General features: G+C 65.7%; 11 protein-coding genes and 2 tRNA genes. 4 read left to right on the forward strand and 9 right to left on the reverse strand.

The window, feature by feature from the left end:
* Positions 1–130: 130 nt before the first annotated feature.
* Together ettA and SPYCA_RS19220 are read right to left on the reverse strand one after the other, a co-directional pair.
* On the reverse strand, positions 131–1810 hold the full coding sequence (gene ettA, locus SPYCA_RS06010; protein ID WP_120219344.1) for an energy-dependent translational throttle protein EttA: 1680 nt from the start codon (positions 1808–1810) through the stop codon (positions 131–133).
* A gap of 419 nt (positions 1811–2229) precedes the next feature.
* The gene (locus SPYCA_RS19220) at positions 2230–2610 is read right to left on the reverse strand and encodes a hypothetical protein (RefSeq protein WP_172594985.1); all 381 of its coding nucleotides are present in this window, start codon (positions 2608–2610) and stop codon (positions 2230–2232) included.
* 47 nt (positions 2611–2657) lie between these two features.
* Here SPYCA_RS19220 and SPYCA_RS06020 point away from each other — a divergent pair.
* A tRNA-Pro gene (locus SPYCA_RS06020) sits at positions 2658–2734 on the forward strand.
* Between the two features lie 30 nt (positions 2735–2764).
* Here SPYCA_RS06020 and SPYCA_RS06025 read toward each other — a convergent pair.
* The 4 genes from SPYCA_RS06025 to SPYCA_RS06040 form a co-directional block, all read right to left on the reverse strand.
* Complete coding sequence (locus SPYCA_RS06025) at positions 2765–4240, reverse strand: M20 family peptidase (RefSeq protein WP_120219346.1); 1476 nt, start codon at positions 4238–4240, stop codon at positions 2765–2767.
* 70 nt (positions 4241–4310) lie between these two features.
* A tRNA-Ile gene (locus tag SPYCA_RS06030) sits at positions 4311–4386 on the reverse strand.
* A 68-nt stretch (positions 4387–4454) separates the two neighbouring features.
* The gene (locus tag SPYCA_RS06035; RefSeq protein WP_120219347.1) at positions 4455–5477 is read right to left on the reverse strand and encodes a polysaccharide deacetylase family protein; all 1023 of its coding nucleotides are present in this window, start codon (positions 5475–5477) and stop codon (positions 4455–4457) included.
* 30 nt (positions 5478–5507) lie between these two features.
* Positions 5508–7136: a histidine kinase dimerization/phospho-acceptor domain-containing protein gene (locus SPYCA_RS06040; protein WP_120219348.1), complete on the reverse strand. Its 1629-nt coding sequence runs from the start codon at positions 7134–7136 to the stop codon at positions 5508–5510.
* 178 nt (positions 7137–7314) lie between these two features.
* Between SPYCA_RS06040 and SPYCA_RS06045 the strand changes: the two genes are divergently transcribed.
* Complete coding sequence (locus SPYCA_RS06045; protein WP_120219349.1) at positions 7315–7788, forward strand: Lrp/AsnC family transcriptional regulator; 474 nt, start codon at positions 7315–7317, stop codon at positions 7786–7788.
* A 68-nt stretch (positions 7789–7856) separates the two neighbouring features.
* On the opposite strand, the gene SPYCA_RS06050 is transcribed toward SPYCA_RS06045, so the two are convergent.
* The gene (locus SPYCA_RS06050; protein ID WP_120219350.1) at positions 7857–9137 is read right to left on the reverse strand and encodes a tetratricopeptide repeat protein; all 1281 of its coding nucleotides are present in this window, start codon (positions 9135–9137) and stop codon (positions 7857–7859) included.
* Between the two features lie 162 nt (positions 9138–9299).
* A complete protein-coding gene (locus tag SPYCA_RS06055; protein WP_120219351.1) occupies positions 9300–9596 on the reverse strand; it encodes an Hpt domain-containing protein in 297 nt (98 codons plus the stop codon).
* A gap of 69 nt (positions 9597–9665) precedes the next feature.
* Between SPYCA_RS06055 and SPYCA_RS06060 the strand changes: the two genes are divergently transcribed.
* Complete coding sequence (locus SPYCA_RS06060) at positions 9666–12029, forward strand: hypothetical protein (protein ID WP_120219352.1); 2364 nt, start codon at positions 9666–9668, stop codon at positions 12027–12029.
* A 137-nt stretch (positions 12030–12166) separates the two neighbouring features.
* Entirely contained in the window at positions 12167–12598 is a 432-nt protein-coding gene (locus SPYCA_RS06065; protein WP_120219353.1) for a hypothetical protein, read from the forward strand.
* Between the two features lie 58 nt (positions 12599–12656).
* Here SPYCA_RS06065 and SPYCA_RS06070 read toward each other — a convergent pair whose 3' ends face one another.
* Positions 12657–12917, reverse strand: a complete 261-nt coding sequence (locus SPYCA_RS06070; protein ID WP_120219354.1) for a DUF1467 family protein — start codon at positions 12915–12917, stop codon at positions 12657–12659.

Below are 12917 nucleotides of genomic sequence, written 5' to 3' on the forward strand. Positions count from 1 at the left end.
GTGGCCGAAACCACATAGCCGCGCGATCCCGGTTCCGATTGGGGAAAGGCCTCCGCCATGAACGCGTTGAGCGCCTCCGCGTCCATGCGGATCGCGCTCGCCGAGATGCCGTCCCCCTTCCCCATATCGGTCAGCGCGACAATTTCTTGTAGGTCGTCGCGTGCGGCCGCGTCGCGCCTTCGCCGAGGCGGCGGATCTTGTCCTCCTCATAGGCCTCGAAATTGCCCTCGAACCATTCGACATGGCTGTCGCCCTCGAACGCCAGAATGTGCGTCGCGAGGCGATCGAGGAAGAAGCGGTCGTGGCTGATGACCACGGCGCAGCCCGCGAAGTTTTCGAGCGCTTCTTCGAGCGCGGCGAGCGTTTCGGTGTCGAGGTCGTTCGTCGGTTCGTCGAGCAGCAGGACGTTGCCGCCCTGTTTCAGCATCTTGGCCATATGGACGCGGTTGCGTTCGCCGCCCGACAGCTGGCCGACCTTCTTCTGCTGGTCGGTGCCCTTGAAGTTGAACGCGCCGACATAGGCGCGCGTCTGCATCTCATGCTTGCCGATCGACATCATGTCATGGCCGCCCGAGATTTCCTCCCAGACATTCTTGTTCGGGTCGAGCGCGTCGCGGCTCTGGTCGACATAGCCGAGGCGCACCGTGTCGCCGATGGTGATGCTGCCGCTGTCGGGCTGTTCCTGCCCCGTGATCAGCTTGAACAAGGTCGACTTGCCCGCACCGTTGGGGCCGATAACCCCGACAATCCCGCCCGGCGGCAAAGTGAAGGACAGATCCTCGAACAGCAGCTTGTCGCCATAAGCCTTCGAGATATTGTTGACCTCGATCACCTTGCCGCCGAGGCGTTCGGGAACCTGGATGACGATCTGCGCCTTGCCGGGCGCGCGGTTTTCCTGCGCTTCGACAAGCTGATCGAACGATTTGATACGCGCCTTCGACTTGGCCTGGCGCGCCTTTGGCGACTGCCGGATCCATTCGAGCTCGTCCCTGATGGCCTTCTGGCGGCCGGCATCCTCGCGCGCTTCCTGTTCGAGCCGCTTGCCCTTCTTTTCAAGATAGGTCGAATAATTGCCCTCGTAGACGAAATAACGTCCGCGATCGAGTTCGAGGATCCAGTTCACGACATTGTCGAGGAAATAGCGGTCGTGGGTGACGAGGATGACATTGCCCGGATAGTCGACGAGATGCTTTTCCAGCCAGGCGACGCTTTCGGCGTCAAGGTGGTTGGTCGGTTCGTCGAGCAGCAGGATCGAGGGCTTTTCGAGCAGCAGGCGGGTGAGCGCGATGCGGCGCCGTTCGCCGCCCGACAGATTCTCGACGCTCCAGTCGCCCGGCGGGCAGCGGAGCGCTTCCATCGCGATTTCGAGCTGGTTGTCGAGCGTCCAGCCGTCGACCGCGTCGATCTTTTCCTGCAGGCTGCCCATTTCCTCCATCAGCGCATCGAAGTCGGCGTCGGCGGGCGGATCGGCCATCAGCGCGCTGATCTCGTTGAAGCGGTCGAGCATGTCGGCGACCGGGCGAACGCCGTCCATGACATTTTCCTTGACTGTCTTCGCCGGGTCGAGCTGCGGCTCCTGCGCGAGATAGCCGACGGTGATCCCCTCGCCCGGCCAGGCCTCGCCAGCGAAATCCTTGTCGATGCCCGCCATGATTTTCATCAGCGTCGACTTGCCCGTGCCGTTCGGGCCGACGATGCCGATTTTGGCGTCGGGATAGAATTGCAGGCTGAGGTTGTTGAGCGTCGGCTTTTGTGCGCCGGGATAGGTCTTGGTCAGACCCTTCATCACGAAACTATATTGAGCGGCCATGCAATGCTCCGGTAAAGGCTGGGCCGCGTCGGCGGCCGGAAGAGTTGCGCGCCGGTTAGCGAATGGGCACTGGCTTGGCAATCGGGAGGGAGCCTTTGCGGTGCCTGCCCATGCGGGCTGCTTCGGACGTCGGACCGGGCCGCCCGGCGCAAGGCGCGACAGATCGCGCCGGGCCGGGCGCGGCAAGGCGACATCGCCGACGACTGGCGCCATGCCCCGCGTACGCGCTTTGGCCTTGCCACGACCGGGTTTTGCGATTCTATCGCCCTCGCGGATAATTGCCGATCGCACCTTCTTTCGGTAAAGTGACACAAATCCGCCACGCCCGGCCATCTCAATTATTTTTGTTGACGATTCACGCGGAACCTCTAAATCCCGCCGCTCGCGGTCGGGGAAAATCCCCATCGCGGAAAGGCATTTTAGGGAGCCCACACATCATGAAGAAGTTTGCTGCTATCGCCGTTGCTGCCAGCATGTTCGCCCTCGCCGCTTGCGGTGAAAAGGCTGCTGAAGAAGCCACCACCGAAGCTCCGGCTGCCGAAGCGGTTGCCGAAGAAGGCGCCGAAGCCGCTGCTGCCGGTGCCGACGCTGCCGCTGCGGGCGCCGAAGCCGCTGCCGCTGGCGCCGAAGCTGCTGCTCCGGCCGACGCTGCTGCGACCGCTGAAGCTCCGGCTGCCGACGCCGCTGCTGCTCCGGCCGAAGAAGCCAAGTAAGTCACGGCCCTTCGGGGCGTTGACCGAAACGAAAAAGGGCGGCCTTCCTTTCGGAAGGTCGCCTTTTTCTTTGCCCGCGACGCGCATGGGATGGACTTGCCCCCGCGGCATGTCTAAGGCGCGGGTCCGGTCGTCGGGGAGTAGCGCAGCCCGGTAGCGCGCCTGCTTTGGGAGCAGGATGTCGCAGGTTCGAATCCTGTCTCCCCGACCACTTCCCCTATCGGCCAGCCTTTCGGCGCACTCACCCGGCCGAGGTCGCAATCAGCCGCGCATAGAAATCGATCATCCGTCGCAGGCTGTCGATCTTCATATGCTCGTTCGTGCCGTGAATCATCGCGGTTTCCTTGAGCGTGAAGTGCATCGGCATGAAACGATACACATCCTCGGAAACGTCGCCCATGCTGCGGCTGTCGGTCGCGCCGACGACGAGGAAGGGCGCGACGACGGCATCGGCGGCATCGGCGCGCGCGGCGGCGACGACATATTTCCAGCCCTGCGAACGCGTCGAAGACACGCGCGAAGGCTCGTCGGGCGGCCTGGCCCAGCTCAGCGTGACGGGGGCATCGCCCACCGCCGCCCTGGCGCGCGCCATCACCTCGGCCGAGCTGTTCCATGGCGCGATGCGATAGTTGATGAGTGCGCTCGCCGTCTGCGGCAGCACATTCTCCTTCGGGCTGCCCTCCAGCATCGTCGGCGCGATCGTTGTGTGGAACGCCGCGGCCGACGAGGGTGACGCCGACAATTGCCGTTTCAGCACCGATCCCAGCAGCCACTGGTTCGCGACCGCCATCTTGGTCGTCCCGCCCTTGTGCGCCGCGAGCGCCTCGACCATTGCGGCGCCGGGACCGCGCATCTCGATCGGGAACGGATCGTCGGTGATCGCGAGCACCGCGCGCGCCAGCGTCGTGACGCCGGTTTCGGCGGGCGGCATCGAACTGTGCCCGCCGGGTGCTTCGGCGGTCACTTTCAGCGTAGCATAGCCCTTTTCGGCCACCCCGATCAGGATCGCCGGGCCGTCGATCACCGGCGTATCGCGCAGCACGACGCTGCCTTCGTCGAGCGTGTAGAGCGCGCGCACGCCTCGCGCCTTGAGCAGCGCCGCCGCAGCCGCCGCGCCCGATCCGCCCACCTCCTCGTCGTGCCCCGATACAAGGTAAATGCTGCGTTCGGGGACAAAGCCGCCCTTCGCCAGCGCCTCGATCGCCTCGAACAATGCGACAAGCGAGCCTTTGTCGTCGACGGTGCCGCGGCCCCAGACCGCATTTTCGGCGATCGTGCCGGCGAAGGGCGGATATTTCCAGTCCTCCTCGGTCCCCTCGGTTACCGGGACGACGTCCTGATGCGCCATCAGAATGATTGGCGCGCGCCGTGCGTCGCGCCCCGCCCAGCGATAGACGAGCGTGCGATTCGGCAATATCTCGCGCGTCATCGCCTTATGCGCGGCCGGATAGGTGGCCGCCAGCCAGCGGTGCAGCCGGTCCCATTCGGCAATCTCGTTTTCCGTGGCATCCTGATGCGAGATGGTGCGGATCTGCACCGCCGCGCCAAGGTTCGCGGCCGCAGCCTTCAGGTCGTAGGCGGGCACCGCAGCGAGCCGGATGTCGCTGCCGTCGGCAATGTCGGCCGGCGCAAAGGTTGCGGTGCGGATCGCGACGGTCCCGGCGACGATCGCAACGACCGCCAGACCACCGAATAAAATCGTTCGCCGCCTGCCCATATCCCCTCTCCCTTCGTAAACGCAGTGGACCGGCTTCGCGCCGGATATGCAAGGGGAATTGGGCAGGCAATGGTGGGCCCGGCAGGACTCGAACCCGCAACCTAGCCGTTATGAGCGGCCAGCTCTAACCATTGAGCTACAGGCCCCCTTCGCTACCCGCAAGGGGATGTGGCGGCGATAGCGGAGCGCGCGGCGCATTGGCAAGCGCCAAGGATCAGTCCGCGGCCTTTCGTTCGGCCATCGCCATGATCTCGGCCCCTGTTGTCGATTCGACCCCGCGCCGCGCGAGATGGTCCAGCACCGTGTCCCACCAGCGATAAAAATGATCGAGGTCCGCCGCCGTGCGGACATAGGGGGTGTTGCCCGGCTGGAGCGACGGCGAATGAAAGGAAAAGTTGAGCACCGGCAGGCGCGCGTCGATGGCGATGTCTATCGCCCGGACCGCGCGATCTGCGGGTATGCCTTCGGGCGTCAGCGCGATGCGCTCGACAAGGCCGAGGCGCGCGAGCGCGGCCCCGGCGCGCGAACCGCTGCGTGCGACGCGATGGTAGAGCGCTCGCCCTGCCCGCCCCAGCAACCCGTCGAACACCGTCGTCACCGGCATTTCGAGAACCGGGCCGGCCTCCGTCTGCACCCACCAGGGGTGAAGCGGCGCCGCGCGATAATCCGGGCCATGTCCGGCGCGATAGTCGAAGCCCGAGCGCACTGACGTGTCGCAGCGAAAGCCGAGTGCGGCAAGCATCGCGGCGCTTTCGCGGCCGAGGCCGTAACGACCCGCGCGGTAGACCGTCGGCGCAACGCCGAATCGGTCGCCGATGGCGTCGCGCAGAACTGTCATTTTGGCGCGTTGAAGCGCGACCGGGAGGTTGCCGGTATAGCTGTTGCGCGCATTCACTTCCTCGTCGTGCGGCGGAGTCACCCACGGATGAAGCTGCGCGCCGATTTCGCAGCGACCAGCGGCACAGGCGGGACGCAGAATATCGACTGCGCGGTCGTCGGCGACGACGGGCCAGTCGACCAGATAGATTGGCCGCACGGCGGCGCGCTCGAAATAGGCCTGGCAATCGGCGAGCGCGGGGATCGAACCGAGCGCAAATCCCGTGCGCGCGAAGGGCGCATCCCAGTCGAAATCCTCTTCGGTGTCGATCGTCACCCAGAAGCGCGGCCGCTCGCCATCGCCGAGCCGAATCAGCTCGGACGCGGGCGGATATGCGAAGAAATTGCCCGCAGGCTGCACCTTGGCCCCCTTGCCCGTTCAGCGCGCGACCTACTCGCCCTGCTGGAGCTCCCGTTCGGTTTCGGGCTTCGAGGTGGCGGACGGCAGGTGCAAGGTCAAGGCGTTATGCCCGATGTCGAGACGCCCCCCCGCCGCACGGGCGAGACTGTCGACGAGGCGGAGCGAAAAACCGAGGCTGAGCACGGCCGCGCCCGGCGCTTCGCCTTCGGGGCTGAAACCGGGATCGAGCAGGTCGGCGGCGTCGGCAAAGCGGATCGCTGCCGGGCGCACGATGCGCAGCTGGATCATGTCGTCATGCGGCGAATCGGTCACCAGCTGGCCGACCAGGATCCCGCCCGGCTCGCAAACATCGACCAGCGCAGTGAGCAGGCGTCCGATCATCCGCCGCGCATCGGCATCGCTCGCGCGCCCCAGAAAGGGGCCGCTGCCGACATGCGCCAACGTCAATTCGATGCGATGTTCGGCCAGCAACGCCGCGAGGTCGGTTTCGACCTGCTTCACGATCGCGGCGACATCGACCGTTTCGTTCGACTCGCGGTCGGGCACCGTATGACCGCGTCGCGCCGCGATCTCCAGGTCGTCGATGATCGCCTGCACCGACGCCGCGTCGGCGACGATCGTTTCGGCCATTCTACGATAGGATTGGCTGACCGGTCCGAACATCTGGCCCGAGATGATCTGCGCAAAGCCCGATATGGCGTTGAGCGGGCTGCGCAGCTCGTGGATGAGCTGGCGGATCGAATCGCCCGGATCGTCCGCCTGTGGTCGGCCATAAGGCGTTTCATTGTGGTGCGGCCGCCGCGCGGTACCGCGATAGCCGCGGAACTGCCCCGTCGCCGGATCGAACCAGGGCAGCGCGGAGAAGCGCCATTCGCCGGCTTCGTCGGCCATTCCCTCCAGCCACAGGCGCGCGCTGACGATCTCGGCGCGCTGCCGAAAGGCGCCCGCCGCGGCGCCGTCGGTGCCGGGCTCGCCTCCAAAGGCCGCATCGGCGATCGACAGACCGATGATGGCGCCGCGGGTGATGCCGTCGGCCCAGTGGATCACGCCATCGGGGCCGGTTTCGAACTGGAAGGATCGCCGCGGTTTTCGGGCCGATGCGGGCTGGCTGCGGCGCGACTGATATTTGTCGATCCGCCGCACCAGTTCGCTGATCTGACTCGGCGCGGCGTCGGCGACGCCTTCAGCCCGCCGGGTCGGCGCGGATAGCGTGTCGTCCGTCGCCGCCCGCGCCGGGTGCGGCAGCGCCACTGACGCTGCGCCGAGCGCGGCCAGCGCGCGGCCGACGCCTTCGGGCAGGTCGCGGCGTCCAGCCAGCACCGATCGCGCCATGGCATTTGTCGCGGGCAACAGCGCGAGCCAGTCGGCTTCGCTCAGGCGCGCCTCGCGCAGAATCGCCGCCGACACCGCCGCGACGTCATGGGCATAGAAGGCGACGAGCGGCGCAAAGCGGCCATGGCGCGCGATCGCGCGCGCGCAATCGCGGCGAACATCCTCCGGGACATGCGGGCGCAGGACGGCGAGCGCATGCAGGCTGCGCCGGACATCCTCTTCCGCCAGTTGATTGCCGCGCTGCGCCAGAATATCGGTGAGTTGCCGCCAGGCCGTGATGCGCGTACGCCGGTCGGCGGGTGCCTGGCGCAAGATGGTCGCGATCATCGAGTCAGCAGTCACGCCAAACCAGCCCCACAGTCGTTGGTTACCCTGTGCTTACCGGCTAGCGTGAATCATCCAGTCACGAAAGTGCCTTAACCATCCGCGTCGCATTGTGGGACAATTGCAATCGCCTGAAATATAATTATGGTCATCGCGATTTTGGAAAGCGGATGTTTCAACGATGGCGAGTCAGAAATTCGATCAGATTGATCTGCAGATATTGGGCGAATTGCAGAAGAATGGGCGGATAACCAATGTCGAGCTTGCCCAGATGGTGGGTTTGACCGCTCCACCGTGCCTGCGCCGCGTGCGCGCGCTGGAAGAGGCGGGCGTCATCCGCTCCTATCATGCCGACCTTGACGCGGCGAAACTCGGCTATGGCATTACCGTGTTCGCGATGGTCAGCTTGCGCAGCCAGGCAGAAGCCGATCTGAAAGCGTTCGAGGATTATGTCGGCGGCCTGCCCGAAGTGCGCGAATGCTATATGCTGAACGGCGAAATCGACTTTCTTTTGAAGGTTGTGGCGCGCGACCTTCAAAGCTTTCAGTCCTTCCTGACCGCCCATCTCACTTCGGCGCCGAACGTTACCAGCGTCAAGACGTCGCTGACGATCCGCACCGCAAAACAGTTGGCGGGCATCCCCGTCGAGCCCTGATCGCCGCACGATGCAAAAGGGCGCCGCCTCCGGCGAGAGCGGCGCCCTTGTCGCGACGGCGGCTGCGATCAGCCGGCGGTCGTCGCGGTCGGTGCTGCGCCGGCCTTGGCGCGCACCGTCCACAGCTTTGCCAGCCGCGCGCGGCTGCCTTGCACTTTGGCAAAGCTGGCCGCGGCAGCGTCGCCCTGTCCGGCGAGCGCCTGTGCGACGCCCAGTCGGAACTGCGCGACGGTGTCGGTCGGCGCACCCTTGAGCGCCGCTTCATAGAGCGGGATGGCCTTGGCCGGCTGGCCGATGCCGACCAGCACGTCGGCGGTCGAACGCGCGGCCTTGGGATTGTTCAGCGTCGCGGGCTTACCCGCGTCGGCGGCGACCGCGGCGGCGTCGGTGGCCGCACGCGGCGTCTGCGTTTCCAGGATATTGCCGAAATGGGCGTCGCCCTTGGGAATGACGCCGCTATCCTGTCCCTGGCGGATCACGGCGACGGCTTCGCCCGGATAGCCCGCTTCGACCGCAAGCGCCGCATACTCCAGATATTCGGGGCGCTGCGTCATCGCATTGGTCGCGCGCATCAGGCGCAGGATGTCGAGGTTGAGCTCCTTGTCGCCGCCCGACTGCTGCAACAGGATATAGAGCGTATTGCGCCACGTCGCGGGCGAAGGATAATCCTCGACCCGCATCGTCAGCACGTCGAGCATCTCATTGGTCCGATTGGCTTTCTGAAAGGCCTGCGCCGGGCGGACATAAAGCTCCTCGGACGGCTTGGCGCCCGCGGCGCGCGCGGCGTCGATGCCCGCCTTGGCGATCGCCCATCCCTGGTCGACCTGTCCGGCGTTCAAATAGCTGTCCATCAGGATCGCCGACAAGGCCGGCTCGGTCGAGCCCGCGGCCTTGGCCGCTTCGAGCCGCTGGATCGCCTTGGCGTAATTTTTGGCGCCATAAGCGAAATTGCCCGAATAGAAATTATAGGTCGCGAGATTCTCCGCCGGGGTCAGCCCCGAATCGAGCATTCCGTCGAGCCCCTGCCCCTGAAGCGCCGTGTCCTTGTTCAGGATGCCGAGCTGAAGCTGATAGAAGGACAGCAGATATTTGTCGTCGGGCGATGTCGCGCTCGCCTGCGCCTCGGTCATCGCCGCCTGCAACGCGGCGGCATCCTTGGCGCCGGTCGCATCGGTCATCTTCTTGAGCGCGGGAGCGAAACCCTTGCTGGGGCTGAGCGATTTGCCCTTGGCGGCTTCTTCTTTCTTGGGTTTCTTCTGGGCCGCGGCGGGGGTTGCGGTCGTCATCAGCGCGCAGCCCAGCACGGCGGCCATCGCCGTTGCGGGCATCGAGCGGAAACGCTTGAACATCGAAATCTCTCCTCTGAAACTCGTGGACCGTCCGCCGCGCACGCACGTCCGGTCGCGTGTCGTTAACGCGGCTAAACCCGTCGCGTTGCCATGGCAAGACGGCCGCTATCGATATTTCTCTGGATGCGCGCGGCTGAACGGCGATTGAACCCGCCGCGGCGGTCAGGCGATCTCTTCGATGACGCGGTTGATCGCGCGCAGCACCGCAGGGTCGCCCGGCGCGCCCGCTATCGCTTCCTCGGCGAGTTCGATGAGCGGGACGATGCCGAATGTGGCCGCCAGGCTTTTGAGGCGAAGCGCCGCCATTTCCCAGTTGGCGTCGCATCGCGCGCGACGCAGCAGGTCGGCAAGGTCGCGCGCGCTGGCGGTGAACGCCGTGCGCAGATCCGCCGCCATCGCCGGATCGTCGCCGCACGCGGCGCTCAGATACCGGTCGAGAGGGCCGCTGTCGAACGACATTCCACAGCCTTGCCACCTGCGTGGTTAAGTTTCCGTTTCATGGCGGGCATTTGCTGTTAAGATGGCGGGATGACGGGGGAAAAGAAAATCGTCGGATTGTGGCGGGATTCCGCGGCAAAGCCGGAAGCGGACAGCACAGCGTCGGTCGAAGCCGCCGCGCCCGACGGCGTGCCTGCGGCGGACGCGGACACGGCGGGCGACCGCGAATGGCTGGATATGACGCCGTTCGATGACGCCACCGGGGCCATCGCCGCAGAGGATGTCGCGCCGTCAGCGTGGCGCGAGCGCGGCGTACCGACGCTCCTTGTCCTTCTTGCGCTGGGATGGACGGCGTTTGCGCTCGGCATCGCGACCGATGGTTTCGCGCAAACTCCGGCGCTTGCGGACTGGCCTGGGCTTGTGGCGACGATCGCGATGCCGCTCACCCTGATCGCGATGCTCTGGATGCTCTGGCTGCGCTCGAGCCGCTCGGAGCAGGCCCGGTTCGCGCGCGTCGCCGCCGCGCTGCGTGCCGAAAATCAGGCGCTCAACCAATCGATGCACGCGCTCGGCCTGCACCTCGCCGACGCGCAGAAGCAGTTGGGGGAACAGGCGCGGCTCGTCCAGCAGCTCGGCCTCGATACGGTCATGCGACTCGGTGAAAGCAGCGACAAGCTCGCCAGCAATGCCTCGGTCATCGCCAATGCGCACGACCAGCTCGCGCGGTCGGGCGATGTCGCGTTGCAGCGGATGGACGGCCTTCTCGCGGGACTGCCGCGGATCGACGATGTGGCGCAGCGGCTCGCGGTCAATTTTCGCGAGGCCGGGCTGGTCGCGCACCAGCAGGGAGCCAATCTCGAAGCCAGGCTCGCCGCGCTCGGCGAAGAGGCGGCGCGGGCGGCGCGGGCCGGACAGGCTTCGACCGAGGCGCTTCTCGAAGCGATCGTCGCGCTGCAGGAACAGACGAAGGAAACCGAAAGCGGTCTGCTCGCGGCGTCGGCGGAGGTGGTCGGCGCCCATGACGCGGCGCTGGCGCGCGTGACCGAGGGCGCGGCATCGGTGCGCAGCGCGATGACCGACACGCTCGCCGCGCTGTCCGCGCAAAGCGAGGAGAGCTGGCGCCGCTTCCGCGAGGGTGTCGACGCCGCGGCGGCGCAAATGGACGCCAGGCTCGCCGCGGCGCGCGATGCCGGCGACGCGATGGGCGCGCAGCTGTCGGCGCACGCCGATGCGAGTGATGCGCTTGCCGCCCGGATCGCCGCGCATGTCGCCGAGGTCGGCAAGCAGCTCGAAACGCTCAACGTCAATGTCGATGCCAGCACCGGCGTCGTCGGGCGCGCGATCGACGACACCAGGGCGCAGCTCGCGGCGTTCCAGGAACAGGTGCAGAGCGGCAATCATGCGTCGGCGCAGCTCGTCACCCACGCCGAATCGCTGCTGCTCGCGCTTGATGCGGTGACGCGCGAACTCGACGAAACGCTGCCGCACGCGCTCGACCGCATCGCCGGGCATGGCAAGACGACGCAATCGGCGCTCGCCGAAATCCGTCCGCTGCTCGAATCGTCCGAGCTTGTCGCGCAATCGACGGTGTCGCACGTCCACGCCGTGCAGGCGACGCTGCGCTCGAACGGAGAGCAGATGGCGGGCCAGGCGGAAGCACAGCAGGCGATGGCCGACCGCCTGAAAACGTCGCTCGCCGAGGCGGATGCGGCGCTCGCCAAGCTGCGCGACGGGGCTGAAGCGTTCAGCGAAGAAGGCGGGGCGCGGATGATCGCGACGCTGGCTGAGGTTCGCGCAACCGCCGATTCGGCGGCGAATGAGGCGCGGCTGACGCTCGAACGGCTCGTCGACGGCGCGCGCGAGACGATGAAGGCGACCGCGAGCGAGGCGATCGACGCCGCATTCCAGACCGAAATCATGGCGCAGCTCGCGGCGATCGAGGATGCGTCGGCGCGCGCCGTCGCCGCCGCGAACGGCGCCGCCGAGCGGCTGATGCGCCAGATGACCGCGATCATGGACACCAGCGCGAGTGTCGAACAGCGCGTGAGCGAGGCCGAACAGGCGATCGCCGCATCCGACCGCGATTCGCTCGCCAAACAGGTCGGCGTGCTCACCGAGGCGCTGAAATCGACGGCGATCGACGTCACCAAGATTTTGTCGAGTGAGGTGAGCGACGCGGCGTGGGACGCCTATCTCAAGGGCGACCGCGGCGTCTTTGCCCGCCGTGCGGTCAAGCTGGTCGAAAATAGCGAGGTCAAGGAAATCCTGCGCCTCTACCAGAATGACGACGGCTTCCACGCCGCGGTCAATCAGTTCATCCACGATTTCGAGGCGATGCTGCGCCTGCTGATCGGCGCGCGCGACGGATCGGCGATCAGCGTGACCCTGCTGTCGTCGGACATCGGCAAGCTGTATGTAGCGCTGGCGCAGGCGATCGACCGGCTGCGGGGCTGATCTGGTCCGATTCTCTGAGCGGAATTGCGGCAGCATTCGACCGGAAACTGCCATATCTATCGTCGTCATCCCGGACTTGATCCGGGATCCACGACGACGGCGCTGCTATAGATCCCGGATCAAGTCCGGGATGACGAATGTCTGAAAGCGATCAATTGCTGCCGTTCCGTCGGACATGCTATCCCCTGCTTGTGGATCGTTTTTCCTTCTTGCCCTTTGTGATCGCGGGATGGCTTGCTGCTAGCGCGCTTGGCCCTGCCGGCGCACGCGAAACGCCTATGGAAGGAGCGGCCATTCCGCAGGACATCCTTATCGCGTATGAGGAAGCGTCGAAGCAAACGATGTATGTGTGTCCCAGAGACGCGATTAAGAAGATAGACGACGATTTGCGAAGGCTTGAAGACGAGATTAGACGGCGATTTCAGAAGGATCTTGCCGCTCCGGATGGAGAAGTCCGAACAATGCCGACGACTTGCCATTCTCCAGAATCATACCCCGATTTCGCAGCCAGGATCAAAAGCTACGCGAAGGCTGTGAAAAACCTCGAAGAGGTTCTTCGGCGTCGCTGAGAGAGTCCGCTTCCTACCCCGAAGCCGACAACCGATATCGTCGGTGCTTACCCCAAACTCACGCCCGCCCGGTCAGCACATCGGGATCGGCCCAGCCGTTCACATAGGCGACGTAATAAACCGCAAAGGCGACCGCCGCGACGATCGTCATCTGAAGCACCACACGCCCCGGACGAAAGCGCGCCGGGGCGCCGCGATCCTGGCCCGCGACCAAAGGCTCGGCGTCATCGCTCGCGCGGCGGCCATGGAAGGGCAGCACGAAGAAGGCGCTGAACACCCAGAAGAGGGTGAAGATCGCTAGCGCAGACGTCCATTTCAT

The organism is Sphingopyxis sp. FD7 (assembly GCF_003609835.1).
In the GTDB taxonomy this organism is placed as follows: Bacteria; Pseudomonadota; Alphaproteobacteria; order Sphingomonadales; family Sphingomonadaceae; genus Sphingopyxis.

Bases quoted from the DNA above. Each gene is read 5' to 3' on its own strand.
- SPYCA_RS19220 (WP_172594985.1), bottom strand. From the start codon at position 2,610: ATGCGCGTCGCGGGCAAAGAAAAAGGCGACCTTCCGAAAGGAAGGCCG.
- SPYCA_RS06050 (WP_120219350.1), bottom strand. From the start codon at position 9,137: ATGTTCAAGCGTTTCCGCTCGATGCCCGCAACGGCGATGGCCGCCGTG.
- SPYCA_RS06065 (WP_120219353.1), top strand. From the start codon at position 12,167: ATGTCTGAAAGCGATCAATTGCTGCCGTTCCGTCGGACATGCTATCCC.
- SPYCA_RS06070 (WP_120219354.1), bottom strand. From the start codon at position 12,917: ATGAAATGGACGTCTGCGCTAGCGATCTTCACCCTCTTCTGGGTGTTC.
- SPYCA_RS06045 (WP_120219349.1), top strand. From the start codon at position 7,315: ATGGCGAGTCAGAAATTCGATCAGATTGATCTGCAGATATTGGGCGAA.
- SPYCA_RS06025 (WP_120219346.1), bottom strand. From the start codon at position 4,240: ATGGGCAGGCGGCGAACGATTTTATTCGGTGGTCTGGCGGTCGTTGCG.
- SPYCA_RS06055 (WP_120219351.1), bottom strand. From the start codon at position 9,596: ATGTCGTTCGACAGCGGCCCTCTCGACCGGTATCTGAGCGCCGCGTGC.
- SPYCA_RS06060 (WP_120219352.1), top strand. From the start codon at position 9,666: ATGACGGGGGAAAAGAAAATCGTCGGATTGTGGCGGGATTCCGCGGCA.
- SPYCA_RS06040 (WP_120219348.1), bottom strand. From the start codon at position 7,136: ATGATCGCGACCATCTTGCGCCAGGCACCCGCCGACCGGCGTACGCGC.
- ettA (WP_120219344.1), bottom strand. From the start codon at position 1,810: ATGGCCGCTCAATATAGTTTCGTGATGAAGGGTCTGACCAAGACCTAT.